22 protein-coding genes, 1 tRNA gene and 1 pseudogene are annotated in these 26,567 nt (G+C 41.9%); 11 read left to right on the top strand and 13 right to left on the bottom strand.

All coding sequences use genetic code 11. From position 1 onward, the window contains the following. Positions 1 to 115 precede the first annotated feature (115 nt). A complete protein-coding gene (gene metK / locus NSTCB13_RS24235; RefSeq protein ID WP_322688170.1) occupies positions 116 to 1,390 on the bottom strand; it encodes a methionine adenosyltransferase in 1,275 nt (424 codons plus the stop codon). Positions 1,391 to 1,650: 260 nt separating this feature from the next. Beyond that, a complete protein-coding gene (locus NSTCB13_RS24230; RefSeq protein ID WP_445630411.1) occupies positions 1,651 to 2,655 on the bottom strand; it encodes a phosphoribulokinase in 1,005 nt (334 codons plus the stop codon). Positions 2,656 to 3,873: 1,218 nt separating this feature from the next. On the opposite strand from NSTCB13_RS24230, the gene petH reads away from it, so the two are divergent. From petH to NSTCB13_RS24205, 5 genes are all read left to right on the top strand, one after another. Next, a complete protein-coding gene (gene petH / locus NSTCB13_RS24225; RefSeq protein ID WP_445632047.1) occupies positions 3,874 to 5,220 on the top strand; it encodes a ferredoxin--NADP reductase in 1,347 nt (448 codons plus the stop codon). Between the two features lie 125 nt (positions 5,221 to 5,345). Further along, positions 5,346 to 6,632 carry a homoserine dehydrogenase gene (locus NSTCB13_RS24220; RefSeq protein ID WP_448268084.1) on the top strand — a complete coding sequence of 429 codons (1,287 nt, stop codon included), beginning with the start codon at positions 5,346 to 5,348 and terminating at the stop codon, positions 6,630 to 6,632. A gap of 422 nt (positions 6,633 to 7,054) precedes the next feature. Continuing rightward, entirely contained in the window at positions 7,055 to 7,252 is a 198-nt protein-coding gene (locus NSTCB13_RS24215) for a hypothetical protein (protein WP_448274066.1), read from the top strand. Beyond that, positions 7,249 to 7,416 (top strand): type II toxin-antitoxin system VapC family toxin, encoded by a 168-nt coding sequence (locus tag NSTCB13_RS24210; RefSeq protein WP_448274065.1) that lies wholly within the window; start codon positions 7,249 to 7,251, stop codon positions 7,414 to 7,416. The genes NSTCB13_RS24215 and NSTCB13_RS24210 overlap by 4 nt, the downstream gene beginning before the upstream one ends. Beyond that, entirely contained in the window at positions 7,391 to 7,669 is a 279-nt protein-coding gene (locus NSTCB13_RS24205; RefSeq protein ID WP_448274064.1) for a type II toxin-antitoxin system VapC family toxin, read from the top strand. Before NSTCB13_RS24210 ends, NSTCB13_RS24205 begins: the two co-directional genes overlap by 26 nt. A gap of 127 nt (positions 7,670 to 7,796) precedes the next feature. Here NSTCB13_RS24205 and NSTCB13_RS24200 read toward each other — a convergent pair. The 5 genes and pseudogenes from NSTCB13_RS24200 to glcD form a co-directional block, all read right to left on the bottom strand. Then, positions 7,797 to 7,868 (bottom strand) — tRNA-Lys (locus NSTCB13_RS24200). Positions 7,869 to 7,930: 62 nt separating this feature from the next. Beyond that, positions 7,931 to 10,181 (bottom strand): annotated as a pseudogene (locus tag NSTCB13_RS24195) (GAF domain-containing protein). 360 nt (positions 10,182 to 10,541) lie between these two features. Further along, positions 10,542 to 11,093, bottom strand: a complete 552-nt coding sequence (locus NSTCB13_RS24190; RefSeq protein ID WP_448274063.1) for a hypothetical protein — start codon at positions 11,091 to 11,093, stop codon at positions 10,542 to 10,544. Then, on the bottom strand, positions 11,093 to 12,331 hold the full coding sequence (locus NSTCB13_RS24185) for a glycoside hydrolase family 10 protein (RefSeq protein ID WP_445630433.1): 1,239 nt from the start codon (positions 12,329 to 12,331) through the stop codon (positions 11,093 to 11,095). The genes NSTCB13_RS24190 and NSTCB13_RS24185 overlap by 1 nt, the downstream gene beginning before the upstream one ends. Positions 12,332 to 12,700: 369 nt before the next feature. Continuing rightward, the gene (gene glcD, locus NSTCB13_RS24180; protein WP_445630434.1) at positions 12,701 to 14,173 is read right to left on the bottom strand and encodes a glycolate oxidase subunit GlcD; all 1,473 of its coding nucleotides are present in this window, start codon (positions 14,171 to 14,173) and stop codon (positions 12,701 to 12,703) included. A 224-nt stretch (positions 14,174 to 14,397) separates the two neighbouring features. Between glcD and vapB the strand changes: the two genes are divergently transcribed. Together vapB and NSTCB13_RS24170 are read left to right on the top strand one after the other, a co-directional pair. Then, positions 14,398 to 14,634 (top strand): type II toxin-antitoxin system VapB family antitoxin, encoded by a 237-nt coding sequence (vapB, locus tag NSTCB13_RS24175; RefSeq protein ID WP_448268080.1) that lies wholly within the window; start codon positions 14,398 to 14,400, stop codon positions 14,632 to 14,634. Then, positions 14,631 to 15,020 (top strand): type II toxin-antitoxin system VapC family toxin, encoded by a 390-nt coding sequence (locus NSTCB13_RS24170; protein ID WP_448274062.1) that lies wholly within the window; start codon positions 14,631 to 14,633, stop codon positions 15,018 to 15,020. Before vapB ends, NSTCB13_RS24170 begins: the two co-directional genes overlap by 4 nt. Before the next feature lie 84 nt (positions 15,021 to 15,104). Here the strand turns inward: NSTCB13_RS24170 and miaA are convergent, their stop codons facing one another. Further along, the gene (gene miaA / locus NSTCB13_RS24165) at positions 15,105 to 16,007 is read right to left on the bottom strand and encodes a tRNA (adenosine(37)-N6)-dimethylallyltransferase MiaA (RefSeq protein WP_448274061.1); all 903 of its coding nucleotides are present in this window, start codon (positions 16,005 to 16,007) and stop codon (positions 15,105 to 15,107) included. 365 nt (positions 16,008 to 16,372) lie between these two features. Here miaA and gyrB point away from each other — a divergent pair, with 365 nt between their 5' ends. Together gyrB and NSTCB13_RS24155 are read left to right on the top strand one after the other, a co-directional pair. Beyond that, positions 16,373 to 18,310 (top strand): DNA topoisomerase (ATP-hydrolyzing) subunit B, encoded by a 1,938-nt coding sequence (gene gyrB, locus NSTCB13_RS24160; RefSeq protein WP_448274060.1) that lies wholly within the window; start codon positions 16,373 to 16,375, stop codon positions 18,308 to 18,310. Between the two features lie 293 nt (positions 18,311 to 18,603). After that, positions 18,604 to 19,230, top strand: coding sequence for a fasciclin domain-containing protein (locus NSTCB13_RS24155; protein WP_448274059.1), 627 nt, complete (start codon positions 18,604 to 18,606; stop codon positions 19,228 to 19,230). 451 nt (positions 19,231 to 19,681) lie between these two features. Here NSTCB13_RS24155 and NSTCB13_RS24150 read toward each other — a convergent pair whose 3' ends face one another. Next, on the bottom strand, positions 19,682 to 19,864 hold the full coding sequence (locus NSTCB13_RS24150; RefSeq protein ID WP_448274058.1) for a hypothetical protein: 183 nt from the start codon (positions 19,862 to 19,864) through the stop codon (positions 19,682 to 19,684). Between the two features lie 891 nt (positions 19,865 to 20,755). Between NSTCB13_RS24150 and rpoD the strand changes: the two genes are divergently transcribed. Continuing rightward, a complete protein-coding gene (gene rpoD / locus NSTCB13_RS24145) occupies positions 20,756 to 21,925 on the top strand; it encodes an RNA polymerase sigma factor RpoD (RefSeq protein ID WP_322669476.1) in 1,170 nt (389 codons plus the stop codon). A 142-nt stretch (positions 21,926 to 22,067) separates the two neighbouring features. Here the strand turns inward: rpoD and NSTCB13_RS24140 are convergent, their stop codons facing one another. The 4 genes from NSTCB13_RS24140 to gyrA all read right to left on the bottom strand — a co-directional run bounded on the left by NSTCB13_RS24140 (position 22,068) and on the right by gyrA (position 25,566). Then, positions 22,068 to 22,253 carry a chlorophyll a/b-binding protein gene (locus tag NSTCB13_RS24140; RefSeq protein WP_109009401.1) on the bottom strand — a complete coding sequence of 62 codons (186 nt, stop codon included), beginning with the start codon at positions 22,251 to 22,253 and terminating at the stop codon, positions 22,068 to 22,070. Positions 22,254 to 22,564: 311 nt separating this feature from the next. Beyond that, the gene (locus NSTCB13_RS24135) at positions 22,565 to 22,753 is read right to left on the bottom strand and encodes a GNAT family N-acetyltransferase (RefSeq protein ID WP_448274213.1); all 189 of its coding nucleotides are present in this window, start codon (positions 22,751 to 22,753) and stop codon (positions 22,565 to 22,567) included. Positions 22,754 to 22,764: 11 nt separating this feature from the next. Then, the gene (locus NSTCB13_RS24130; RefSeq protein WP_448274057.1) at positions 22,765 to 23,025 is read right to left on the bottom strand and encodes a hypothetical protein; all 261 of its coding nucleotides are present in this window, start codon (positions 23,023 to 23,025) and stop codon (positions 22,765 to 22,767) included. A gap of 9 nt (positions 23,026 to 23,034) precedes the next feature. Further along, entirely contained in the window at positions 23,035 to 25,566 is a 2,532-nt protein-coding gene (gene gyrA / locus NSTCB13_RS24125; RefSeq protein ID WP_448274056.1) for a DNA gyrase subunit A, read from the bottom strand. Between the two features lie 471 nt (positions 25,567 to 26,037). Between gyrA and NSTCB13_RS24120 the strand changes: the two genes are divergently transcribed. Then, entirely contained in the window at positions 26,038 to 26,436 is a 399-nt protein-coding gene (locus NSTCB13_RS24120; protein WP_448268075.1) for a response regulator, read from the top strand. Positions 26,437 to 26,567: the final 131 nt, after the last annotated feature.

The raw sequence follows: 26,567 nt of genomic DNA, 5'->3' as shown, positions 1-26,567 counted from the left end.
GTAGTTTTGCTTGTGGATATTCAGGTGGCTAGCAAAAAAATGAGGGTATTGCTAACTTGTTAAGTTGCCAATACCCTCACGTAGATAAACTAAGTTTTTGTAGTAGCCTATAAGTTTAAGTTACTGCCTGAGCAACTGCTGCCGAAAGTGACTCATTTGCTGCTTGCTTCAACAATTCGGCTTTATCGGTCTGTTCCCAAGGCAAGTCTAAATCAGCCCGCCCAAAATGACCGTAAGCCGCGACGTCCTGATAAAAACGTCCGCCTCGTTCACTTGGTAAGTTCCGTAAGTTGAAGGTATGAATAATCCCTGCTGGACGGAGTTCAAAGTGCTTGTTGATTAATTCCAGTAAGGTTTCTTCATCCACTTTGCCAGTGCCAAAGGTATCTACTAGGATACTTGTAGGCCGCGCTACACCTATGGCATAAGATAGCTGGATTTCAACTTTTTCTGCCAACCCAGCGGCGACAATATTTTTCGCTACATAGCGAGCCGCATAAGCAGCAGAACGGTCTACTTTCGTGGGGTCTTTGCCAGAAAATGCGCCGCCACCATGTCGTGAATAGCCACCGTAGGTATCAACGATTATTTTTCGTCCTGTAAGACCAGAGTCTCCTTGAGGACCACCAACGACAAATTTGCCAGTGGGGTTGACTAAAAAACGTGTTTCCTGATTGGGTTTAACGTCAATGTCGCCAAAAACAGGTTCAACCACTGCTGACCAGAGGTCTTGTTTAATTTTGGCTTGTACCGCCGCCTCATCCGTAATTTCCCCAATACTGGCTGTATGCTGAGTGGAAATTAGAATCGTATCAATACCTACTGGGCGTCCATCTTCGTAAACCACAGTTACTTGGGTTTTACCGTCAGGACGCAGGTATGACAGTTCACCTGTTTTACGGACTGCTGCCAATCGGCGAGCAATACGGTGGGCGAGACTGATGGGCAATGGTGTCAGTTCTGGTGTTTCATTGCTGGCAAAACCGAACATTATACCTTGATCGCCCGCACCAATTTTATCGAATTGTTCATCACTATCTTGTTCGCGGGTTTCTTGGGCGGTGTTAACGCCTTGGGCAATATCGGGTGATTGTTCGTCTAAAGCCAGCAGAACGCTGGTACTGTTAGCAGAAAAGCCATTATCAGCGTTGGTATAACCAATTTCGGCAATTTTTTTCCGGGCGAGATTGACGAAATTTACATTGGCTTTGGTGGTTATTTCACCAGTGATTAGCACCAAACCAGTATTAACTACGACTTCAGCCGCGACACGACTGCTCGGATCTTGTGTCAATAGGGCATCTAGAATAGTATCAGAAATCTGATCGCAGATTTTATCTGGATGACCTTCGGTGACTGACTCAGAGGTAAATAAATATCGACGAGACAAAAGAAATTCCTCCATCAAGAGTTTTTTCGTTGACTAAATGTGGGTATTTAGTTCAACTACTAATTTCTGAAATCATAACAATATTTATACTTCAGTCGTTAGTATCTTCTTGATATTGATAAAAACCACTAACTATAAGGTAAATATCCGTAAGTAAGATAAATGTATGCTAATTACTTTTTATTTTAAATGTATTTAATAACACAAAAAAAGGAGCACCCGGAAGCGCCCCCACAAGCTTTGACACAAACACTGCTGCTTTAAACCTGAATCGCTAACTTTGCTTCCGTAGCTGTCAACCGCTCATAAGCAGCACGCATTTTCAAACCTGTAAGCACTTGGAAGAAACCAGTACCATTATTGGAACCTGGATACTCGCGGTGCTGGAGTAACAAGTGAGTCAATTCACCCTGATATTTGGTGGATGTATTGCTGAGATGGGTTTCGATATAAATGACTTCTTCCAAGTTGTCAAATTGACCATCCACCTCTAGTACTGAGACATAGCGACCGTAGTAAACATCTGAACCGTAGTATAGTTGCATACCAGGATAAGAACAGGTTAGCTTGCGTCCACAGGGAGTCCAATTGATTGTTGACCCTTCATCAAATAAGTAAGTTGGATCGAAGCCTTCCTTACCTTCCCGCTGGAGCATACGTACCCGCAAGACTCTACGTTCTGTATCATTTTTGATCAAGTTTGTGGGCAATACCTGGAGAACCACATCAGCAAATTCTCTTTGTGGTTCGATAAATTTATCAAAGTCAGGTTTGCGGGAATTGATTTGTGCTAACACATCTTCGTAGCGATGACCGCGTTCAGCCATATCTCGCTGGATTTTCCAGGCAATTTTGACCTCATCGCTAATGTCAAAATAAACACTGAAGTCGATTAGCGATCGCACCCGCTCATCATATAAAGGATGCAGCCCTTCAACAACTATAATATGATTCGGCTCTATCCGCTCTGGCGGATCGATCAAGCCGGTTTCGTGGTTGTAAATCGGCTTATCAATCGCTTGACCACTTTTGAGCGCTTTAATTTGCTCATACATCAGGTCAAAATTGTTTGCTCTGGGGTCTAGTGCCGTTATCCCCGTTTCTTTGCGCTGTTTGCGGTCCAGCGAGTGATAGTCATCCAAGCAGATGACTGTCATTAACTCTTCACCAAACAAATCGCTCAAACGACGCAAAAACGTAGATTTACCGCAACCAGAGTCTCCGGCTACTCCAATCAGTACCACGCGTTCCGGCTTACTTGTCATAAATCTCCTCTAAAATACTAAAGTTGTGTCAATAATTTTTCACACAGCAGATTTTGAAGCCAGGAGTTTACCCCTTTGGTTTATCCTGCGTTCTTGCTACCTAGCACATCTATAAGACACCAAGCAAGTAGACAACAAAGTAATTAAGTTGCTACTCGTCGGACTAGCCTGAATGTTGGTGCCGGTAAGTATTTAATCCTAGTGATATATTTGATTTTAACAGAAGGGGGTATCCCATACAAGCTTGCTCTCAAGAAGAATTAACGTGGTTACTCAATCATTTTTTTGTTAATTTAGTTGTTAATTTAAAAATGGGGATCGTTACTACCCATCAGTGTTGCACCTTTATCAGTCTGCTACTTGTGACTCTATAGAATCAAGAGTATAAGGTATAATTTATTATTGCCGCAAATTTTCTAATGTTCCTAAATTGTAATTATTACTCGACAATACTTAATCTACTCAAAGCAAAAATCTATCCAACGAATGAGGAAATAACTTGCATTACCCAAATTATTGGCTGTAAATTTATGAATATGCTCATATAGAAGCGTTGACGTTATGGCAAAGTACTGATGCAAGGTTGACAGATTTTTCACATCAAGTGAAACTAATTACAGTTGCTGAAATTATGATTGTCTATCTCGTGATATTTGTGGCTGGAGTTGTCCTAGTTATGTAATTGTCCATAGATAGGTAATGAAGATAGCTAACAACATTCCAGAAGAGTAGTAGATTTGGAGAAGTAAAACCAATCGGAAGAAAACCTTCCTTTCTTGACATTCTCCGATTTCAACCCCTGGAGTAAGCAAGCACAAGGGAAGCTTGTGGAGGGTTACTTCAAGCGGTAGCTTCTAGCGATCGAAGTAACCCTCCGAGAATATATACTATTGTCAGATTGTGAGTCGATCGTAGGGTACTAAGGTAAAAAGCTATCTCCCTAATGGGGGTGGTAGTTAACGAAAAAAAGATTAAATTGATTCATTATTAACATTCTCCACAAGACTTATCCTTTACCTTAGAAGGTGAACAGGTGTGTTTTTTGCTATGCCTGCATGTCTTTGGTGAGTGTACTTAGCAAGGCATTAATTTAATGATGCCGTTTTTCCTTCTTTCTCCAGTTTTGTGAAACGAAAATCCGGTAAACTAAAGCTGGCAAGGTAGGGGAATAGTTTTTTTTGAAAAACGGTTAAGTAAATTATCGGAGTGGTAGAACGAATGTACAATCAAGGTGCTGTTGAGGGTGCTGCCAACACAGAATTAGGTAGCCGCATCTTCCTTTATGAAGTAGTGGGTTTGCGTCAGAGTGAAGAAACCGACCAAACTAACTACCCAATTCGGAAAAGTGGCAGTGTGTTCATCAGAGTGCCTTACAACCGCATGAATCAAGAAATGCGACGTATCACTCGTCTAGGCGGCACAATTGTTAGCATCCAACCCGTAACTGCTCTAGAGCCAGTTAATGGTAAAGCCTCACTTGGGAATGCTACAAGCGTTGTCAGCGAGTTAGCAACATCTGGGGAAACTGCTGACAGTGAAGGGAATGGTAAAGCCACACCTGTAAATGCTGGTAGTGAAGCCAAAGGCCTCGCTAAATCATCAGCTGAAGAACAGCTCAAGAACAAGGACAAGAAAGGCAACACCATGACTCAAGCGAAAGCCAAAAAAGACCACGGTGACGTTCCTGTTAACACTTACCGTCCCAATGCTCCGTTTATTGGCAAAGTAATATCTAATGAACCCCTAGTCAAAGAAGGTGGTATTGGTATTGTTCAACACCTCAAATTTGACATTTCCGCCGGGGATTTGAAGTATATAGAAGGTCAAAGTATTGGGATTATTCCACCAGGATTAGACAAGAACGGCAAGCCAGAAAAACTTAGACTCTATTCCATCGCCTCAACTCGTCATGGCGATGATGTGGATGATAAGACAGTATCACTGTGCGTCCGCCAATTAGAATATAAGCACCCAGAAACTGGCGAAACAGTTTACGGTGTTTGTTCTACACACCTGTGTTTCCTAGAACCAGGAGCAGATGTAAAAATTACCGGGCCCGTGGGTAAGGAAATGTTGTTACCCGATGACCCTGATGCTAATGTCATCATGATGGCAACCGGAACAGGTATTGCCCCCATGCGAGCTTATCTGTGGCGTCAGTTTAAAGATGCGGAAAGAGCAGCTAACCCAGAATACCAATTTAAAGGATTCTCTTGGCTAATATTTGGTGTGCCGACAACTCCAAACCTTTTATATAAGGAAGAACTGGAAGAAATCGAACAAAAATATCCTGATAACTTCCGCCTGACTCCTGCCATTAGCCGCGAACAAAAAAATCCTCAAGGCGGTAGAATGTACATCCAAGACCGCGTAGCAGAACATGCTGATGAATTGTGGCAGTTGATTAAAAACGAAAAAACCCACACCTACATCTGCGGTTTGCGAGGTATGGAAGAAGGTATTGATGCAGCCTTAACTACTGCTGCTGCCAAAGAAGGCGTAACCTGGAGTGATTACCAGAAGCAACTTAAGAAAGCTCATCGCTGGCACGTAGAAACATACTAAATTAGTCATTAGTCATTTGTCATTAGCAAAGGACAAAGGACAAATGACAAAGGAAGCAGGATAATCAGTAGGTAGGGCAAACGCTCTACCTACAATTGTTATTGGTGAAATCGGGTGCAAAAATTGTGGGTGTGAAACTAGGAATACTGGGATTAGGCACTGTGGGAACGGGAACAGTGCAGTTGTTGCAAGATAGTGCTGGGCGTCACCCATTGTTGCAAGAGATAGAAATTTATCGGGTGGGAGTTCGATCGCTAGAGAAACCCCGTACAGTAGAATTGTCTACAGAAGTTTTAACTACAGATTTAGAATCAATTGTCAACGATCCGGCGGTAGATATAGTTGTCGAGGTGATGGGTGGGCTGGAGCCGGCGCGATCGCTCATTCTCAAAGCTTTAAGTAATGGCAAGCATGTAGTCACAGCCAATAAAGCAGCGATCGCCCGCTTCGGAGCAGAAATTTTCACAACTGCCAATCAAGCTGGCGTATACGTCATGCTAGAAGCTGCTGTGGGTGGTGGTATTCCAGTGATTCAACCTCTAAAGCAATCTTTAAGTGTTAACCGAATTCATACTGTAACGGGTATCGTTAACGGTACAACAAACTACATCCTGACGCGGATGCAAACAGAAGGCAGTAACTTTAATGATGTTTTAGCTGATGCCCAACGTTTGGGTTATGCTGAGGCTGACCCCACAGCCGATGTAGATGGCTTAGACGCAGCTGATAAAATTGCCATCCTGGCATCATTAGGTTTCGGAGGACGCATCAACCTCCAAGATGTTTATACTGAGGGGATTCGGCAAGTGAGCAAAACAGATATTGCCTACGCCGAAAAATTGGGATTTGTGATTAAATTGTTAGCGATCGCTAAACGTGATACTCACTCGTCCTCCCTCTCTGTCAGAGTTCATCCTACTTTAGTACCGCAAGCCCATCCTTTGGCTAGCATCAACGGCGTTTATAATGCGATTCTTGTCGAAGGAGAACCTATTGGGCAAGTAATGTTTTTTGGTCCCGGCGCTGGTGCTGGTGCAACCGCCAGTGCTGTCACGTCGGATATTTTGAATTTAGTTGCTGTCCTCAAAACTAATACAGCAGTTACAAATCCATTATTAACTTGTGGGCATCAGGAATACTGCCAAATTGCACCGATGGCAGAGTTGATAACTCGATTTTACGCCCGTTTCCTCACCAATGACCAACCCGGAGTTATCGGTAAATTGGGTACTTGCTTTGGCAACTATGGCGTTAGCTTAGAGTCAGTTGTCCAAACTGGCTTTCAAGGGGAACTAGCAGAGATTGTGGTTGTCACCCATGATGTGCCAGAAGGCAATTTTAGGCAAGCTTTGGCAGAAATTCAGAATTTATCAGCGATTGAAAGCATTCCTAGCTTACTGCGTGTACTTTGAGATTATTTGGGAGTGAAGCTAGTCAACTTGCTTTGCTCCAATTTTTAATTACCTTAAATGTCTCATTATGAATGGGATATTGGTGGTTGCTGTACTCCCATATTGCAATCAAGCGAGAAGCGCAATATTAAATTCGGGCAATTGTTTATTGAATTCGGGCGCCCTTGCAATTGATTGCCTGCTATCCAAGCTACATTTGTAGCCCCAAAATACTTATATTAATTTTCACATAAGAAAGCTTAAAGAACCGGAGCCTAGCTTTACAGAAATATTGTGATGTCTCAAGACAAGCTGCTTTGCGTCTACACTTGCTAAACTAATTTTAAATCTTGAATAAAAGTAGAGAAAAAACAACCATAGAATTATGGCTCAAATCTTAGTTGAAAATTTAGATCCTATTATTCTAGAAAAGCTAGAAACTCTTGCCAAACAACACGGTAGGGTCTTTGCAAGAAGAACTAAAGCAGATCCTACAACAAGCGACTGAAAAAGCGACACACTACCACACTGGCGGCGACATGGAAAGAACCAGAGAAGCTGTAGCACGCGCTCAAGTTAGATATACAGGAAAAATTTTTAGTGATAGTACTGAACTTATCCGCGAGGATAGAGAACGGTGAGTCAGTATGTTTTAGATGCTAGCATTGCTATCAAGTGGTTCATTCCTGAAGTCTACTCTGGTGCAGCTAGGCGTTTAGTAGGAAGTAATCATACTTTCTTAGTTCCAGATTTTTTCTTCCCAGAAGTGGGTAAACGTCTTGTGGAAACGAGTCCGTCGTGGTGAAGACACGGCTGAAAATGCAAGACAAATATTAGCAGATTTAAATGCAGTTCCTGTAGAGGTGTACATATCTCAACCTTTAATGCCACTTGCTTTAGATATTGCCCTTCAGACAGATCGTGCAGTGTATGACAGTTTATACTTAGCCCTTGCTATTACTCAACAATGCCAGATGGTAACAGCAGACGAAAAATTTTATAACGCACTGAAAACTAGTAGCTACGCAAGTAATCTTTTATGGGTGGAGAATATTTAAAAAGCTTTGATGTAGACTACCGCAGGCATCTCCCCTTCCACTGCTAAACTAAAAAACAACCCTTACTCCTGCAAAGGTAGCCTTAATTCATTTAGGCAAGGGGTTTTTTCTGAAAGGCTGGAAGTAGTGGGTGACGAGGGATTTGAACCCGCAACCAATAGATTAAGAGTCTACTGCTCTACCGTTGAGCTAGTCACCCGCACGAATAACCATCATAGCAAACTTCTAACAGATTTGCCAGTGCCGCACCCAAAAAACGAATTAAAGGGGAAATTTGACGGTGAAGGTGGTTTGACCCTGCTGCACTCTCTACATAAATTGAACCGCCTAAATGTCTGACCATTTTCTGCACTAATGCCAACTCCAGCCCCGTACCGCTATGTTTCCAAGGATCGTGTTTGGAAAGGTGATAGAAAGGTTCAAAAATCCGTGAGAGTTCATTGCTGGTAAGCTCTATTCCGGAATTGGTAATCTTAAGCTCGACTGCATCCCCTCTTAAGTGAGCAGACACTGCGATCGCTTCCCCGGCTGGAGTGTATTTGCAGGCATGGTTGAGCAGTTCGGTGACAATCCGCTCCAAATCAGTAATATCTGTCTCCAAAAGTGGCAGCGCCCGATCGACAGTCAGGTTTAACTGCTGTCGCTGGCAGTTGGTGAGGTCTCGAAAAGACTCGATAATGGGGTGAAGCCAACTTTGAAAGTCAATGGCAATCAAGGTTGGCGGATCGGGTTCGGCTTCGAGATATGTGAGTGTGAGTAAGTCGTTAATTAACTTGCTTTCTCGCCCACATTCGTTATGCAGAATTTGCAAGAGTTGCGGCACTATTTCTATTTCTGATATTTCTGCTGGTGTGAGGACACTTTCGAGAGTTTGGACTGCAAGGCTAATGCTGGTTATTGGTGTCCGCAGTTCTTGGGATAGGGTTCTGAGAAATTGGTTTTTGAGCCGATCGCTTTTTTCTAGTTCTTTTACCTGTGCCTGGTTTTGTTTGTAAAGCTGGGCTTGACGAATGGCGATCGCACATTCATTTGCTACCTGCTGCACTAGCTCAATTTCAAATTCGTCAAAAGCCTCTTGTGATGGTCTTGTCAACCAAATATTTCCTAAAATTCCTTGAGGATCGAAAATTGGACAAGCCATCTGGGACATAACTAGCAACTTGGGTTCCCATCCCGGTAAAATTTCCAAAAATTGCAATGGTTGTTTTTGCAACAGCGGCTGATAAACTTCCAGATAATCTGCAATCTGTTTAGTTAATCCTTGACATTGAGGCAAATTAATACTGTATTCGTAAGCAATAGTAACTAGAGTTTGACAAGTACTGTAGAGTTCAATTTGGCAACGTTCAAGGTTTAGTAATTTTGCTAATTCCTGGGTAAGTGTCTGCAATACTTGAGTTTGATCGAGACTGTCGCGGATTTGTTCTGTCATCCGTCGCACCAAGGCTTCAAAGTTTCGCACCTGCTGCAACTGATTGATGTGTTTCTGCTTCTGTAACTCCATCTTGGCTTTGAGATCCTGGAGTTGCTGATGCAGTTCTGCCTGTTGGACTGCAATGCCGATTTGAGTTGCCAACTGCTTGAGTAAATCAGTTTCCGTTTGCTGCCATTGACGCGATTGGTGGCAATGCTGGGCAATCAATAGCCCCCACATATCTTGCTCTTGGAAAATCGGCACGACGAGATTGGCTCCGATCTGCAAAGATGTCAGGAAATCTATATGGCAAGGATGCAAGTCGGCTGCATAAATATCTTCGACAACTTGAATGCAACCTTGTCCGTAGTGTTCTGGATGTTTGCCACTCAAGCAGGGATCGGTGATGTTTTTGCCTAATAGGGGATCGCTGGTAGCTACAGTTGATTCAGCAATGATTACTCCACTACCATCAGCCTCGAAACGATAAATCAACACGCGATCGCAATTCAAAAATTGCCGCAGTTCAATTGCTGTTTGATGCAGAATTGTCTCTAATTCTACTGATTGATGAATCCGTCCAGCGATCGCTTCTAAGAGTTGCTCTCGTTCACCCTGAAGTCCAACTGCTTGTTCTGCTTGCTTGGCAGAAGTAATATTGCTACTAGTACCAATCAATCGATAAACCTTGGAGTTAGCATCCTTTAGTGGCGTGAGAGTCGTACTCCACCAAGTGGGAACTCCCTGGAATTGCAAACATTGTTCGTAAGAAATAGTTGTGCCGAATCGCACGCAGTCCGCATAATGTTGACGCACCTTTGCAGCATCAATAGCAGAGAGAATATCCTCTGGTTTTTTGCCGCGAACATCGTCTGAGCGAATCCCTATCCACCGTTCATGAGTGGGATTAAGAGCCACATATCGAAAATCTCCATCCTCCAAAACATCAACTACAAATATTGATGCCTGTACAGAATCGTACATGCTTAGTAGAAACTGCTCGCTACTACTTTTTTCATCTACTTCTGTGCCAAAAAGAATTTGAGGTGGTGATAATTTTGTCAACTCCATAGTTGATTCCACTGGATTTAGATTCATGCGAGAGTCCCACTCTAGTATTACTGACTCTTCTAGGCGCTCTCTTGTCGTTACGCTTGTAGTAGATGCACTTTAGCGCCTATAGCAAAGTCTTGTCAGCTGTTGCTCATCGAAATTTTGCTCTTTCTCTACTTCTTGTCAGAAATCTAGGAAAGCTAATAAAAGTCAGCTTAACAAAATCCTGCTTTTTGAAGGTGAAAATACATTTGCAGGTGAGGGCAAACTTACTGCAATTTATTTTTAACAGTTTTTTAAGATTTTCGCATATATCTAAGTGTAAACCTAAGTATATATCAATTAAGTTGATAATTCTTAATAAAGATGCAAGCGATCGCGTCTGTGGCAACTTACAATCGCAATTTATGAGCATTCATTCCTGTGAGGACACCAACTAGCAGCCAAGTGATACCTAAGCCGATGACTTCGCCTAAAAATAACTGGCTTAAGTAGCGCCAGACGATCCCCACAGCAGAACCCACAGGGGACAGCAACCGCCCAACTTGCCGCAGAGACAAATATCCATCGCCAAGCTACAGGCTGGGGAATTGCTAACCATTGTGCCAATCCGATCCCCAAGCCGCCAAGGGCACCATAAACCGCCCCAGACAGGATTCTCAGGGGAAGAATCTGAGTGCTAGGTACAATCCAACCCACCGCACCAATACCGATCGCAGTGATAATACTCCAACCCAGCAGACTTGACAAAATCCACCTGATACAAAATATAGGTTGTTTAAGAAGACAACCTTGAGGAAGTGCGATCGCAAATCCGCCGATAGCAGCCTCTACCACCCCAACATCTGGCTTTTCGCCGACTTCAATTAAGAGTAAACTCAATAAAAATCCGCCAAAAGTAGCTAAAGTCCACAGCAATGTAAAGCCAAATCTAGTATTATTAGGCGCGAATGGCATCAAAGTTGCTTTGTTTGTAATAGTCTGACAGTTTTTGCATTAAACATCTCAAAAAAACCTTTGCGTCGCTGTTGGGGTGATTCCGGTACGATGTAACCCCACAGACTCTCCCAGTAGAAAAAGGAGATACCATCAAAATTGCGATCGCGTACTACCTGAACCTGTTCTCTAACTTGTGCCATTTTCACCGGATTACCTACCGTTCCTGTTGATATCCCAATACCTACAGGAATTAGACTTTGAGCCAATTTGATCGATGGAAGTTCTAGTTGAGCGATAAAAGACTTTTTGTCATTTCGATACACCTGCAAAATTAACTCATTAACTAAACCTTTTTTTACCCAATTTTCCCAATCTTGCAAATAGTATTTATAAGCAAAAGCTTGATAGTTAGGAGACAGAGATATTTTGAGTTTGGGCTTAACTGCCTTCACAGCTTGATAGATTTCTGCCATGAAATCAGTAATTTTATCTGCCCGCCACCGCATCCATTCTGGGTTAAAAGGGTCATTAGGGGGACTTTTGCCTTGATGTTCTTGCTGGTAGAGTTCAATAGTGAAGCGATCGTAACCGAACTGTACAGGCATCCCAAAATGATCGTCAAGTTGAATACCATCCACATCATAATCCCTGACTACTTCTAAAATTAACCCTTGGATAAACTCTTGTACTTGTGGATGTAAGGGATTCAGCCAAGCTTGTTTAGTGATTAAAAGATTGTCGATTTCTTCTGGTGGAACATCTTGAATAGAGTTTATACCTTCTTGTCCAATTGTCAACCAGTCAGGATAACGCCTTGCTAATTGTGAATAATGCGGCGTCATGAACCCGTATTCAAACCAAGGAATGACTCTCAAATCTTTATTTTTGGCAAGTGTGATTATTTTTGCTAAAACATCCTGTCCACCGTGCATGAAGTTAAGCAAAGGTTGAGTTTCTGAACCTGTAGTTATTTTGGCTACAGCACTTTTATAAAAAGTATGTCCTCGGTTCCAAACTACAGGATAAATCGTATTAAAGTTGAGAGTCGATAATTGATTTATAGCACGGTTAATACCCCAAGGGACAAATAGTACACCACTAGCAACATTAGTCAGCCAAACGCCGCGGATTTCTGTAGTTAAAGGACTGTTTTTTTGGGAATAAACTGGCAGTGAAGAGGGTAAAAAAACTGTTAAAGTGACTACTAATCCCAAACACAGCAAGTAAGCAACACAACGGCGAGCAACCCGATTCATTTGTAAGCGTGACCTAGTGCGATCGGAATATATATAACTACAAAATAAAGTTGTAATCCTCCGGATGATGTAAAGAAATGATGATTCAGAACTCAGAATTCAGAAGTCAGGAGTCAGGATAGTTGAAATAATACGGAGCCAGTTTTAGTTATGAATATACTTGACGATACCAAAACCTAATAAATTCTGACTCCCAACTTTTAACTCAATACGGTTCAAACCGCTACTTGTACAAAATCGTAGGTTTTTGAGACGCGATAAATCGCCGTCTCTACAAGTGTTTTGGTTTTATCTGAACTGTATTGACTCCTGACTCCTGTTAGCGGATAGCTAAGGTTTAGCCCATTCTGACTCCTTAATTCTTTCTTATTAAAATCTTTCCACACCTTCAAATTGTTTTAGTGTCGATGTATTTGCTGCTTCCCCACAAGTTCGTGGTGTGGGGAATATCTTTTCAGGATTTGCTAACCCTTTAGGATTAAAAACTTGCCGTACCCATTGCATGGTTTCTAAATCAACTTGGCTAAACATCTGTGGCATATAGCACCTTTTCTCTGCGCCGATGCCATGTTCGCCAGAAATACTACCACCAACTTGGACGCAAAGTTTGAGAATTTTTCCACCCATTTCTTCTACTTGTTCCAATGCACCAGACACAGAATTATCATAAAGAATTAGCGGATGAAGATTGCCATCGCCAGCATGAAATACATTAGCAACAGGATAACCGTATTGTTCACTTAATGTCTTAATTTCGTGCAGAACATAAGGCAACTGAGTTCGAGGAATAACACCATCTTGAACATAATAATCTGGGCTTAAATGTCCAGCTGCAGCAAAAGCAGCTTTGCGTCCTTTCCATAATTTCAACCGAGTTTCTGGGTCAGTAGCAGAAGTGACATTCCGCGCCCCATTCTTTTGACAAATTTCGGTAACTCGCTGTTTATTCCCTGCAACTTCAACTTCTAAACCGTCAATTTCTATTAGCAAAATAGCTGTAGCATCGCGGGGATAACAATTAGTTGCGACAACATCTTCAACTGCATTGATGCTGAAGTTATCCATCATTTCCATACCACCAGGAATAATGCCGGCGCTGATGATGTCAGAAACAGTTGCCCCGGCAGCTTCAATACTAGTAAAATCTGCCAACAGCACACAAATTGATTCTGCACTTTTGAGAATTCGCAAAGTAATTTCTGTGGCAATTCCTAAAGTACCTTCAGAACCAACAAAAATACCTGTTAAATCATAACCAGGCATTTCAGGAATTTGCCCGCCTAAATCGATAATTTCCCCCTCTGGCGTGACAATTTTTAATCCTAAAACGTGGTTAGTAGTAACACCGTATTTGAGACAATGTACGCCACCAGAATTTTCGGCAATATTGCCCCCAATAGAGCAAATAATTTGACTGGAAGGGTCAGGAGCATAGTAAAATCCAGCACCACTAACAGCTTGTGTTACCCAACTATTAATCACCCCAGGTTGTACAACAGTCCGTTGATTTTCTAAATCAATGCTGAGGATTTGCCGCATTAAAGAAGTGACAATTAAAACAGAATCTTCTAATGGTAAAGCACCACCAGATAGACCAGTGCCAGAGCCGCGTGCTATGAAGGGGATAGAGTATTGATTGCATATCTTCACAATTTGGGCAATTTGTTCTGTAGTTCTGGGTAAAACCACCACAGCCGGACGTTGGCGATAACCAGTTAAACCATCGCATTCATAGGTAATGAGTTCTTCGCGGCGTTGCACCACACCATTTTTGCCAAGGACAGCCTCGAATGCTTTGAGAATAGGTTTCCAGTTGCGTTGTTTTTTATCTTGGGTAAGCATAGTTTTTTCAAATTCAAGGTAGATATTGCAGGCTGGTTAGTATAGCTGTAATTACTATTGTTGCAAGAATAGCAGTCAAATGTGAGTAAAAGCGATCGCATAATTTAAGTACGGAAGGCGCGATGTCTTCTAAGGAGTACGTTGAATGATGGTAGAATTCAGATATTCTGTTAATTGTGGGGCTAGATTAACATAGAGTCAGACATTTAACAGGAGAGTGTGAAATGACTTACCAAGTTTTAGATTCCACCTCAAAATTAATTGCAAAGCTGCAAACCCTAGCACCAGAACAGCAGCAAGAGGTGCTAGATTTTGTCGAATTTCTCGCACAAAAATATGCTCAACCCCAACAAACAGACCAAAAGCGGGTACTAGGTTTAAACCAAGGTAAGATTTGGATAAGTGATGATTTTAATGAACCTTTACCTGATAAATTTTGGTTAGGTGAAAGTGAGGGATGAGACTATTATTAGACGCTCACGTAATTATTTGGTCAGCAGGAAACCCAGACAAACTATCGCAGAGAGTTAGAAATTTATTAATTGATACTAACAATTTTTGGGTAGTTAGTATGGCTAGTGTTTGGGAATTACAAATAAAATCTCAGCTTGGTAAGCTAAATTTAAGCTCGTCGCTTCTGAATTTCATCGAAACTCAACAGCGAGTGAATAATCTACAAATATTACCTATTGAATTGACTCATATCTATGCTTTGGAAGCTTTGCCAAGTCATCACCGCGATCCTTTCGACCGAATTTTAATCGCTCAGACAATAGTTGAAAAGATGCCTTTGTTAAGTATAGATGCTGTCTTTGATATATACCCAGTTCAAAGGATATGGGAGTAAAAACACAGATTCGATAGGCTGAGATTGCGATTGCACTCATCTTCAGTAATAATTTCAATAGATGAATGAATAAAAAAATTCTCACTAACTTGCGCGAATTATAAACTCATTTATCCGATGCCAAACCTTCTCTAATAAATTAGGATCGTCTGCATCAAACCATTCAATTTTTGGATATGCTCGAAACCAAGTACGTTGTCGCTTGGCAAATTGTCGCGTATGCAAAATTGTTAATTCTTTCGCTTGAAATAAGGAAATATCCCCAGCCAAATATTGCTTGATTTCTTGATAACCCAAAGTATTCAACAAAGACAAATCAGCGCCATATTTTTGACAAAGATACTCCACCTCAGCAACCAAACCATTTGCTATCATTTGCTCAGTACGCTGTTGAATACGAGCAAGCAACTTTTCAACATCGCAATCTAAACCAATTTGCAAAATCGGATAATTGGGCGGATTCTCCCCTTGCTGTTCTGAAATCGGATATCCAGTAACATAATATACTTCTAATGCTCTTAAAGTTCGTACTGAATCATTGCCATGAATTTTTTGTGCTGCAACTGGATCGACTTGTTGTAAAATTGCGTGGAGTTGTGGTTGTCCGAGAGATTCAAGCTGCGATCGCAATTCCATCTGTGGTGCAACTCTCGGAATTTTCATTCCTTGGACAATCGAACGTATATATAAACCAGTGCCACCAACTAGAAACAGTGGTGTAACACCAACAGAAGCAATTAAAGCTTGTGCTTGCTGCTGATAGTCTGATACTGTCATCATATCTGCTGGATTGCAGATATCTATTAAATAGTGCGGCACCAATTTTTGTTCAGCTACAGTCGGTTTAGCTGTCCCAATATCAAACTCACGGTAAACTTGACGAGAATCAGCACTCAGAATTACAGAACCCAAACGCATCGCCAAAGCCAAAGCTAAACCCGATTTACCCGTTGCCGTCGCTCCACAAATCACAATTAATTTAGTCATTTGTCATTTGTCATTTGTCATTTGTTATGGGGCATTAGGCATTGGGTATGGGGAAAGGGAAAGGGGTAAGGGGAAAAGGGGAAAGATTAAATTTATTCCTTTTCCCTTTAACCTTTAACCTTTTCCCCAGCCCCCCTGCCTCCCCTGCTCCCCCGGTTACTGAGCGCAGTCGTTGGCGTAGCCTCTCGTAGAGAAGTATGCCCCCCTGCCTCCCTTGGCTTTTTCCACGGTACTACAACCCCAGTATAAACTTCTCTTGAAAATGCCCTACAGACGCCAGCAAGGCTTTTGTGTTACAATTTTGGAGTGTTTTTCCTTTTATTTGCCTTTCGGCGATTTTAAACCCACACATCAGGAGAGTTTACATGACGAGCAGTTACAGTGCCGATCAGATTCAAGTTCTGGAAGGTCTGGAAGCCGTCCGCAAAAGACCAGGAATGTACATCGGTACCACTGGACCGCGAGGACTCCACCATTTAGTTTACGAGGTGGTGGACAATTCAATCGATGAGGCTTTGGCGGGTCATTGCACTCATATAGAAGTGGATATCAACGCTGATGGTTCGGTGACTGTAACAGATGATGGTCGCGGTATTCCCGTAGATACTCACTCGCGTACTGGGAAATCGGCATTGGAAACCGTAATGACGGTACTGCACGCCGGTGGTAAGTTTGGCGGTGGTGGTTACAAAGTTTCTGGAGGATTGCACGGGGTTGGTATTTCTGTTGTTAATGCCCTATCTGAAGTTGTAGAAGTTACGGTTTGGCGAGATAAAAAGGTTCATCTTCAGCGCTATGAACGTGGTGTCCCAGTTAGCGAGCTGCAAGTCAAGCCTTACAAAGAAGCTAGAACTGGAACTTCTGTTACTTTTAAGCCAGATATCCAAATATTCACTACGAGCATTGAGTTTGATTACATCACTTTATCAGGTCGCCTACGGGAATTGGCGTATCTGAATGCAGGTGTCAAAATTACTTTTACTGACCATCGTTTAGAACTACTAAAAAGCGATACAGCTAAGGTAGAAACCTACGAGTACAAGGGTGGCATTAAAGAGTACATTGCGTACATGAACCGCGAAAAGCAACCGCTGCATGAAGAAATTATCTATGTGCAGGGAGAACGCAACAACGTACAAGTAGAAGTTTCATTGCAATGGTGTACTGATGCTTATACGGATAATGTACTAGGTTTTGCTAACAATATTCGCACGGTAGATGGTGGTACGCACTTAGAAGGGTTAAAAGCAGTTCTGACTCGGACATTAAATGCGATCGCCCGCAAACGAAATAAAATTAAAGAAAATGAACCCAACCTCAGTGGCGAACACGTCCGCGAAGGTTTGACTGCGGTAATTTCGGTTAAAGTCCCCGATCCCGAATTTGAAGGACAAACTAAGACTAAACTCGGTAACACCGAAGTCCGGGGAATTGTCGATTCTTTGGTAGGAGAAGTCCTTACCGAGTATCTAGAATTTCATCCCAGCGTTGCTGATGCGATTTTAGATAAAGCTATCCAAGCTTTTAAAGCCGCAGAAGCCGCACGTCATGCACGGGAATTAGTCAGACGCAAATCTGTACTGGAATCTTCGCCATTACCCGGTAAATTGGCAGATTGTAGTTCTCGTGACCCTGGCGAATCTGAGATATTCATCGTAGAAGGGGACTCAGCCGGCGGGAGTGCAAAACAAGGACGCGATCGCCGTACTCAAGCTATCTTGCCTCTACGTGGTAAAATTCTCAACATTGAAAAAACCGACGACGCTAAAATTTATAAAAATAACGAAGTTCAAGCGTTAATTACAGCCCTCGGTTTAGGTGTCAAAGGTGATGAATTCGATTCCACCCAACTGCGCTATCACCGGATAGTCATCATGACTGATGCTGACGTAGATGGAGCGCACATTCGGACTTTGTTGTTAACATTTTTCTATCGATATCAACGATCGCTCATCGAACAAGGCTTTATTTATATTGCTTGTCCCCCACTGTATAAAGTAGAACGGGGACGTAATCATGAGTACTGCTATAGCGATCGCGAAAAAAATCAAGCGATCGCCAAATTTCCGGCTAACGCCAACTACACCATCCAACGCTTCAAAGGTTTGGGTGAAATGATGCCACAACAACTCTGGGACACCACCATGAACCCAGAAACTCGTAAAATGAAGCAAGTCGAAATTGAGGATGCCGCCGAAGCCGATCGCATCTTCACAATTTTAATGGGCGATCGGGTCGCACCCAGACGAGAATTTATCGAAACCTATGGCTCTAAACTCAACTTCACCGATCTAGATATCTAAGTACCAACAGTCCTAAATCATTCGTAAAAAACAAGATCCCCGATTTATTCGAGAAATCGGGGATCTTTAACTTTGAAATATTACTTGATATTCCTGCAACAGATTTTGCTAAAGACTTTATAGCCAAAATTATATAAAAACTACATCTTTTGGAGGATGACAAATTATGTAATTTATAAACTTGTTGTATTAATATTTTTACTACAAATTATGTCGTTAGATGAGTGACTATATCCACAAATTCATTAACTATTGTTAATAATTCCTTATTTAACTGGATTCTACACAAAGCTATGAGAGTGAGCAAAGGCATAGTAGGAACATTGTTCAATTTTATTGGCATCGGTAGCTTAGTTGCTCTATCTGCCTGCGCTCAACCTGTTGTAGAAACTCCTACAGCAACTGTCCCTTCAACAACTGTCTTGCCCGTCACGCCAACTCCTACTCCCACTATTGCCACCCAAAATTTAGCAGAATTAGCAAAGTCAGCAGCTAATCAAGGACAGTTTAAAACTCTCATTCAAGCAGTGCAAGCTGCCGGATTAACTGAACAATTGGTTACACCAGGCCCTTATACAGTATTTGCACCTACTGACGCTGCTTTCTCTGCTTTACCAAAAGCTACTCTAGACCAACTCTTACAACCAGCAAACAAACAACAATTAGTCAAGCTTCTGTCCTACCACGTCATACCTGGAGGAATTACCTCGCAGCAATTGACATCTGGAGAAGTTAAAACAGTTGAGGGTAGTCCGGTTAAAATCGCAGTCGATCGTGCCAGCAACTCAATCACAGTCAACAACGCTAAGGTGACTCAGCCAGACATCCCAGCTAGCAATGGCATCGTTCATATAGTCGATCGGGTACTTGTGCCACCTAATTTTCCTACAAGTCTAAATACTACCCCAACACTACGCTAGTTCTGCAAAGTTCATAGTCTCCAGTTTTCAATTTTGAAAGCCACTGTGATTTTAAATTAATCTCTAATAATCAATAAAAAAATTAAGTTGACTTGTCATACAAGCGATCGCTTTGCACTACAAAAAACTACAAATACTTCAATTTTTCGTTTGCAAAACCATATAATTTACCAATTGTCAATATTGTCGAAACAATCAATGCTCGATTGTTAGCAAAACTACCAACTTTATTGGAAAGTTAGTCCAGATAATACTCTTTGCTCTGACTCGCTGATTAATTTGAACCACTAGCTAGAAACACATTTGTTATGCTTTAAGGAAATAACTAAATATCATCTATCCAACAGCAATTAATAAGTATTTTGAGGATTTCTCATCATTAGATGACAGTAAATTACCGAAGCTAAAGTATTTAAAATTACATTTACTTTACGCAAAAAAATTTTTGTAACTAAATCATCAGGTAATCTGCTGGATTCTCTGTGTTCGAGGTAATAGCTGTTGGAAGTACACACCAGAAGGCTGAAAACTTGTTAATATCTTCATGTAGTGCTGTGGCGATCGCGATCTTCTTATATGTATCTAATGTACTTTTGCCTAAAAGTAAGATGAGATTGGCAAGTTCGCAGGACAAATTGTTTTTGAATTGATTAAAATATCCTTGTATACAATAAAAAAAGTTTGTCAAGTTTCATAGGGCTGAAATCACCACAGTGCGCTAACGTGTGAATAAGACCGAATTAGTAAACCTAAATCGATCTTCGATCGGGTCGATTTTGCCACCGCCTCAACTCCTCAGTTAAGGTAGGTAGTACGTAAAAGGTTAACTGCTTTCAGGCAAGCACCACCACGGTTGTTGTATTTACCCAAGGACAATACCCGTTTTAGTCTAAGGGATGCTTAATTTATGAAGGAAATGTAAAAATGGGTAGTTAAGACGAATAGTCTGAGTTAACGTATATTGCACTCTTTCTCAGTAATTAATGTTGTGTAAAATACATGAAATTCGGCATAAGCAAGCGTACTTACTTCGTAATGTAATAAGAGCGTCACTGCAATTCCGAAAAGTGGAGAAAAAATTCCAGGGTATAAATCCCGTTTTCAATGTCTTTTTGGTAAAAGTAGCTAAAAGTTGCTTAATGAATTCATGATTAATACACAAAAAGAGTGCAAATTCTGTGAAACAGGCTACAATCGGAAGAGTCTTTATACAAAAATCTGCCAACAGTATGAACTCATTTGTATAGAGTGGTAAATTTTTTGATAAAGGCGAGTCTTTCTTTTGACCAGTTAGTTGAAAGCAATATGTGATAGCAACACATATAACATTTACTAAAGTGAGCAAGTCACCTTTAGTAGTTGCTTAAACTAAAGTAAAAACCCTCCTACCGGAGGTCTAAAACCTCTGAAAATATCTCTGGCAAATCTGCCAAAAAGTTTATTTTCGGTTGGCAATTGGCTCGTTTAAAAGAGCAGTAAACACATCTTGAGTAATTGATTCTGCAAGGAGCATGAGGAACGCGGCATGAACCAGGCTAACAACGTACTCGAAAGCATATATCAGCCTGACCTAGAAATAATGAATCAGCCTGAGCTCGAGTTAGAAGAACTCTTAATAGACGATGAAGAGGACTTGCTGATCGTAGATGAAGGTGACGAGGAATTTTTAGAGCCTCAGTCTGATGAGGACGACGCAAAGTCTGGAAAAGCCGCTAAATCGCGTCGTCGGACACAAAGCAAGAAAAAGCATTACACAGAAGATTCAATTCGGCTTTACTTGCAAGAAATTGGTAGAATTCGTCTGTTGCGGGCAGATGAAGAAATTGAATTGGCGCGGAAAATAGCCGATTTGCTGGAATTAGAGAGAGTACGCGAAAGACTCTCGGAGCAATTAGATCGCGATCCTCGAGATAGTGAATGGGCAGAAGCAGTACAACTGCCACTACCAGCCTTTCGTTATCGCCTCCATGTTGGTCGTCGGGCGAAAGACAAGATGGTGCAATCTAACCTCCGTCTTGTAGTTTCAATTGCTAAGAAATACATGAATCGTGGTTTGTCGTTCCAGGACTTAATTCAGGAAGGCAGTCTCGGTTTGATTCGTGCCGCTGAAAAGTTTGACCACGAAAAAGGTTATAAGTTTTCTACATACGCTACATGGTGGATTCGTCAAGCAATTACCCGCGCGATCGCAGATCAATCCCGCACAATTCGGCTTCCAGTTCACCTTTACGAAACCATTTCTCGGATTAAGAAAACTACCAAGTTACTATCTCAAGAAATGGGTCGCAAACCCACTGAGGAAGAAATCGCTACTCGCATGGAAATGACCATTGAAAAGTTGCGGTTTATTGCGAAATCTGCCCAGTTACCAATTTCATTAGAAACGCCAATTGGTAAAGAAGAAGATTCTCGATTGGGCGATTTTATTGAATCCGATGGTGAGACACCAGAAGACCAAGTTTCCAAAAATCTTCTGCGCGAAGACCTTGAAAAAGTCCTCGACAGTCTTAGTCCCCGCGAACGTGATGTCCTCAGACTGCGTTATGGCTTGGATGATGGTCGGATGAAAACCCTTGAGGAAATCGGTCAGATTTTCAACGTCACCCGCGAACGGATTCGTCAAATTGAGGCGAAGGCACTCCGCAAGTTACGCCATCCAAATCGTAACAGCGTTCTCAAGGAATATATTCGGTAGTCAACTAGTCATTAGTCATTGGTCATTAGTGAATAAACAAATGACAAATGACAACTAACAAATGACAAAAAAATAAAAGCCTGGTAGTGAATTAGCACTCCAGGTTTTTTTATTTATAGGTCATCTTAAATATTAAAACTTATTATAGGATGCCCCAAAAATGTAGAAAGCCTTGACCAGAAAAAAGCTCAACCAAAACGGCTGCTAAAAAGCCAATCATTGCCAAGCGACCGTTCCAAATTTCTGCTTGTGGGGTAAAGCCCCAACGCCAAGCGTTGCGATCTTCAATTACGGGAGTAGTGACTTTTGTTGTGGTTGCATTTGTCATGGTTAGAACTCCAAATTCAATTTTTAATGTTTATTGCCTTATGTAAACTAATATAACAAATATTTTCATAAAGACAACATTTTTTATACTTTTGTTTCCATAGCTTGACATAAATAGAAATAGCTATTTATACAGACTAAAACATCAGCCTTCAGTAAGAGTTTCTGAGGTAAAAGAAATGTGATTCAGACTTTTAGCTTTATAAATAATTTTATACTGTTGAGATTATTTATCAATTAATTTAATTGAATCGCTTGATCTTAAATATATTTTGCCTTTTAAAATAGAAAAATTATTGATAATTTAAGTGACTACCAGACAATTTCCATTTCTTTTGCAGTCGAGACAAAACCAAGCTTCTCGTAGATATGTTTACCATCCTCAGTGGCGTGAAGCCAGAGGCGTTTTGCCTCAGTTGCTCTCACAAAGTTAATAACTTCTTTTAATAATGCTGTTGCAATTCCCTGTCCTCGCCACATCGGAATTGTATAAACGTTCAGAATGTAGCCTTCTAAGCCTGAGAAATTGCCGTTGTAAGGGGGGGTCGTTGAAAAAATACCAAGCCGCTAGTGGCGACAATTTGGTTATTCACTTCAGCTACCCAAGCTAAAAACTCACCCGTCGGTATTTTTTCGCCAAGATATTTTCGAGTTGCTTCTGCTAGGTTTGTGGTGTCATCACCTTTAATATCGCCAGCTTCCCGCAGGAGTTCGAGACGCAGTTGGATTAGTGCCTCTAAATCCTGCAAGTTGGCTTGTCGCAAGTTGAACATCACCCTAATTTACGATCGCACTTCCGCCACGGTGATGATTTTTTCATCGCGGTTGAGTTGGAGGATGCTTTCACCTTTGACATCCCTACCTAAGAGCGGCACTGTTTCTACAGGTATCCGCACGACCCGCTCCTTATTCGTTACTAAAGCTATTTCGCCAGATGCGTTGGCGTAGCCCGCCGAAGGCATCGCCATGACCATACCAGCTAAGTTGTCAGTTTTGCTAGCAAATTTCAGCGCTTGCGTGCCTAAATCACCGCGATTAGCCGCTCTTAACTGACTCGCAGCCATCCGCTTGGCATATCCTTCTTGAGTAACTAGCAGCAGTTGGTCATCTTTACCGACAGTGACACAGCCAACCATTTGCTGATTTCTCAATAGTCGAAATGCTTGTAAACCCATTGCTGTGCGTCCCATGACCGGCAATTGTTCATCATTAACTGCAAAGCGCAACATTCGCCCACCGGAACTAGCTAAAATCAGATGATCCCCTGGTTTTGCGAACTGGGTAAATGACAATTCATCATCGTCTTTTAGCTTCAAAATCGTGATGCCGCGCCGAGTCAGGTTAGTGAATTCTCCCAGAGACAGACGCTTAATTCTTCCCTGTTTCGTTAAGAGAATCATCTGTCTAGTTTCGAGATTTTCCGGCAGCAAAAAGCGGCTGACAACAGCTTCTTGAGTGCCTTGAGCAGTACTACTGAGCATAGTGATCAAAGGTTTTCCCCGTGGAGAACGCCCAGTAGTTAGAGGAATTTCTCCCACATTCACCGGATACACTTTGCCGCCACCAGTTAGTATTAGCAAGTCTTTCCCTGTGTCAGTCAACACAGTTTGGATAATGAAGTCATTATCGTGCAGACCATTTTCAGCTTTTGACTTTCTCGCAGATGGTTGGGTGCGGCGGACATAACCCCGTTGGGTAAATTCTAAAATCGCTTCCTCTACTGGTTCTGAAGATTTAAGTTCTTCCTCCTCTACCCCTTTGCTTCTGTGCCCCTCTGCCCCTCTGCCTTTCTGCTCCTCTACCTTATACTTTTGCTCCTCTGCAATTTTCGTTCGCCGGGGATCGCTGTACTTGCGCTTAAGCGATCGCAAATCTTTTTTCAGCGCCTTCAATAATTCGCGGCGATCGCTCAGTAATAGCTCCAATAAGCTAATTTGTTCGCTGATCTGCTCAAATTCCTGCTGCAAATTTTGCTGTTCTAAACTAGTGAGGCGACGCAACGGCATAGCGAGAATTGCATCTCCTTGTACCTCACTCAAATCCAGTCGGCTACAAAGGTTAATTTTTGCCGTACTCCCATCGGGAGCTTGGCGCAAAATTTGAATTACTTCATCTAAATTAGACAGCGCTTTCAGCAAACCTTCTACCAAATGCACGCGATTTTGGGCCTTACCCAACTCGTAATTGTAACGACGGTTCAGCGTCTCTTCTCGGAATCTCAAAAACTCCTGCAACAGTTGACGCAAACTTAACTGGCGGGGTTGTCCATCGACTATTGCCAGCAGAATCGCCCCAAAAGTCATTTGTAAAGCAGTTTGCTGATATAAATGCTGGAGAACTTCTTGGGGATTGGTATCGCGTTTGAGTTCAATTACCACCCGCATCCCTTCGCGATCGCTCTCATCCCGAAGATCGGAAATTCCTTGCAAGCGTCCTTGATTGACTAAGTCCGCTACCTTCTCAATCCAGGCAGCCTTATTCACTTGATAAGGCAATTCTGTAATGATAATTGCCGTCCGGCGCTTGCTTCCCCTAGCGGCGGGAATTTCCTCTACAGTTGCGACTCCCCGCAGCAGAATTCCACCTTTACCTGTGGTATATGCTTCCCGAATTCCCGTTTCACCAACTATTTCCCCACCAGTGGGAAAATCTGGCCCTGGAATTAGCTCAAATAATTTTTCATCTGGCAAATCTGGGTTGTCGATTAAAGCAATTAACCCATCAACAACTTCCCCCAAATTGTGGGGTGGTACATTTGTCGCCATTCCCACAGCAATACCAGAACAGCCATTAAGTAACAGAAACGGCAACTGAGCAGGTAACACTGTTGGTTCTTGCTGGGAATTATCAAAGTTACCGACAAATTCCACAGTTTCTTCACCAATTTCTGTCAGCATTCCCTCATGGCTGATCGGTGCGAGGCGCGTTTCTGTGTAGCGCATTGCTGCTGGCGGGTCATTATCGACGCTGCCAAAGTTACCATGTCCTGCCAGCAAGGGATAGCGGCTAGAAAAATCCTGCACCAGTCTGACTAAGGCATCGTAAACTGATTGGTCGCCGTGGGGATGGTATTTACCCAACACATCACCCACTACACGAGCACATTTTCGATAAGGTCTATCTGGTACCAAACCGAGTTCGTGCATTGCATACAAAATGCGCCGATGCACTGGTTTTAAGCCATCACGCACGTCTGGTAGCGCTCGCCCGACAATCACGCTCATGGCATATTCTAGATAAGACCGTTGCATCTCGGTATGCAGGGCTGTTGGAATTACCTGTCCCGTTGAGAGAAGGTTTAACTGTTTTGCCATGAGTTTTTTCCCTGAAATTTAACTACACAAAAGCCGATGGAACTCAACACTGCGGCAACCACAGCATAACGGATGAAATGAGATTCATAACAAAATTTTGATAGTCACAGAAGAAAAAGCAGTAGTATCATCCTTATGACGAAGATGCACATTGACTATTAAAAAGGATGCACACGAGTATAATCTACATAAACTTAGTAGCCATGATACTTACCGAAGAAAAATTTATAATTCGGGAGACAGAATTCAAAATGGATTTTGTGGGACTGGATAGAAAATTCAGGTTTAGAGCAAGCGATTTTAAACGCGCGTAAAGAAAAAATTCTTTCCATGACTCTTACCCCTGACTTGAGTGTTAGGGTATTCTGTATTTTGAATTCTGTCTTCTGACTTCTTTTCATCATGATTGCAAATCTTTAATTTTGTATTCTGGAATTCTTGAATCTCTTCACCTCTATAACTAAAATTCTCATGAAAACTGTTTTAATTGTCGAAGACGATCTAATTAATGCTCGTGTTTTTTCCAAAATTTTGTCCAAGCGTGGTGGCTTGGGCGTAAAACACACTGAGAATGTCGAAGAAGTCATCAAAATTGCCCAATTAGGAGAAGCCGACCTGATTTTGATGGATGTTTCTCTCTCCAGAAGTGTTTACCAAGGCAAGTCTGTTGATGGAATTAAGATTACACAAATGTTAAAATCCGATCCAAAAACAGCAAACTTACCTGTGATTCTGGTGACAGCACATGCTATGGAAGGCGATCGCGAGAACTTTCTCAAGCAAAGCGGTGCTGATGGCTACATTTCTAAGCCAGTTGTTGACCATCAACAGTTCGTTGACCAAATCATCGCACTTCTACCCACAGACTAACACTGAGAATTAACGACTTATTTTCAGGAATACTTGCTTGCCAATGTTTTTGGGCAACTAATTCCTGTATTTATCTAGTATAGATGTACTACGAAAAGGTACTGTTAGGCAAGTGGCAATAGGAGAGTTAA

The organism is Nostoc sp. DSM 114160, assembly GCF_053470305.1.
Note: the sequence above shows the minus strand (reverse complement) of the source record. Positions and strands in the feature narration are given on the sequence as shown.

Coding starts and splice junctions, on each gene's coding strand:
- glcD (WP_445630434.1), bottom strand. CDS start 14,173: ATGCTTACCCAAGATAAAAAACAACGCAACTGGAAACCTATTCTCAAA.
- gyrA (WP_448274056.1), bottom strand. CDS start 25,566: ATGGCAAAACAGTTAAACCTTCTCTCAACGGGACAGGTAATTCCAACA.
- NSTCB13_RS24140 (WP_109009401.1), bottom strand. CDS start 22,253: ATGACAAATGCAACCACAACAAAAGTCACTACTCCCGTAATTGAAGAT.
- NSTCB13_RS24155 (WP_448274059.1), top strand. CDS start 18,604: ATGAGAGTGAGCAAAGGCATAGTAGGAACATTGTTCAATTTTATTGGC.
- petH (WP_445632047.1), top strand. CDS start 3,874: ATGTACAATCAAGGTGCTGTTGAGGGTGCTGCCAACACAGAATTAGGT.
- NSTCB13_RS24190 (WP_448274063.1), bottom strand. CDS start 11,093: ATGCCATTCGCGCCTAATAATACTAGATTTGGCTTTACATTGCTGTGG.
- vapB (WP_448268080.1), top strand. CDS start 14,398: ATGACTTACCAAGTTTTAGATTCCACCTCAAAATTAATTGCAAAGCTG.
- miaA (WP_448274061.1), bottom strand. CDS start 16,007: ATGACTAAATTAATTGTGATTTGTGGAGCGACGGCAACGGGTAAATCG.
- NSTCB13_RS24170 (WP_448274062.1), top strand. CDS start 14,631: ATGAGACTATTATTAGACGCTCACGTAATTATTTGGTCAGCAGGAAAC.
- NSTCB13_RS24130 (WP_448274057.1), bottom strand. CDS start 23,025: ATGTTCAACTTGCGACAAGCCAACTTGCAGGATTTAGAGGCACTAATC.
- NSTCB13_RS24230 (WP_445630411.1), bottom strand. CDS start 2,655: ATGACAAGTAAGCCGGAACGCGTGGTACTGATTGGAGTAGCCGGAGAC.
- NSTCB13_RS24120 (WP_448268075.1), top strand. CDS start 26,038: ATGAAAACTGTTTTAATTGTCGAAGACGATCTAATTAATGCTCGTGTT.
- NSTCB13_RS24185 (WP_445630433.1), bottom strand. CDS start 12,331: ATGAATCGGGTTGCTCGCCGTTGTGTTGCTTACTTGCTGTGTTTGGGA.
- rpoD (WP_322669476.1), top strand. CDS start 20,756: ATGAACCAGGCTAACAACGTACTCGAAAGCATATATCAGCCTGACCTA.
- gyrB (WP_448274060.1), top strand. CDS start 16,373: ATGACGAGCAGTTACAGTGCCGATCAGATTCAAGTTCTGGAAGGTCTG.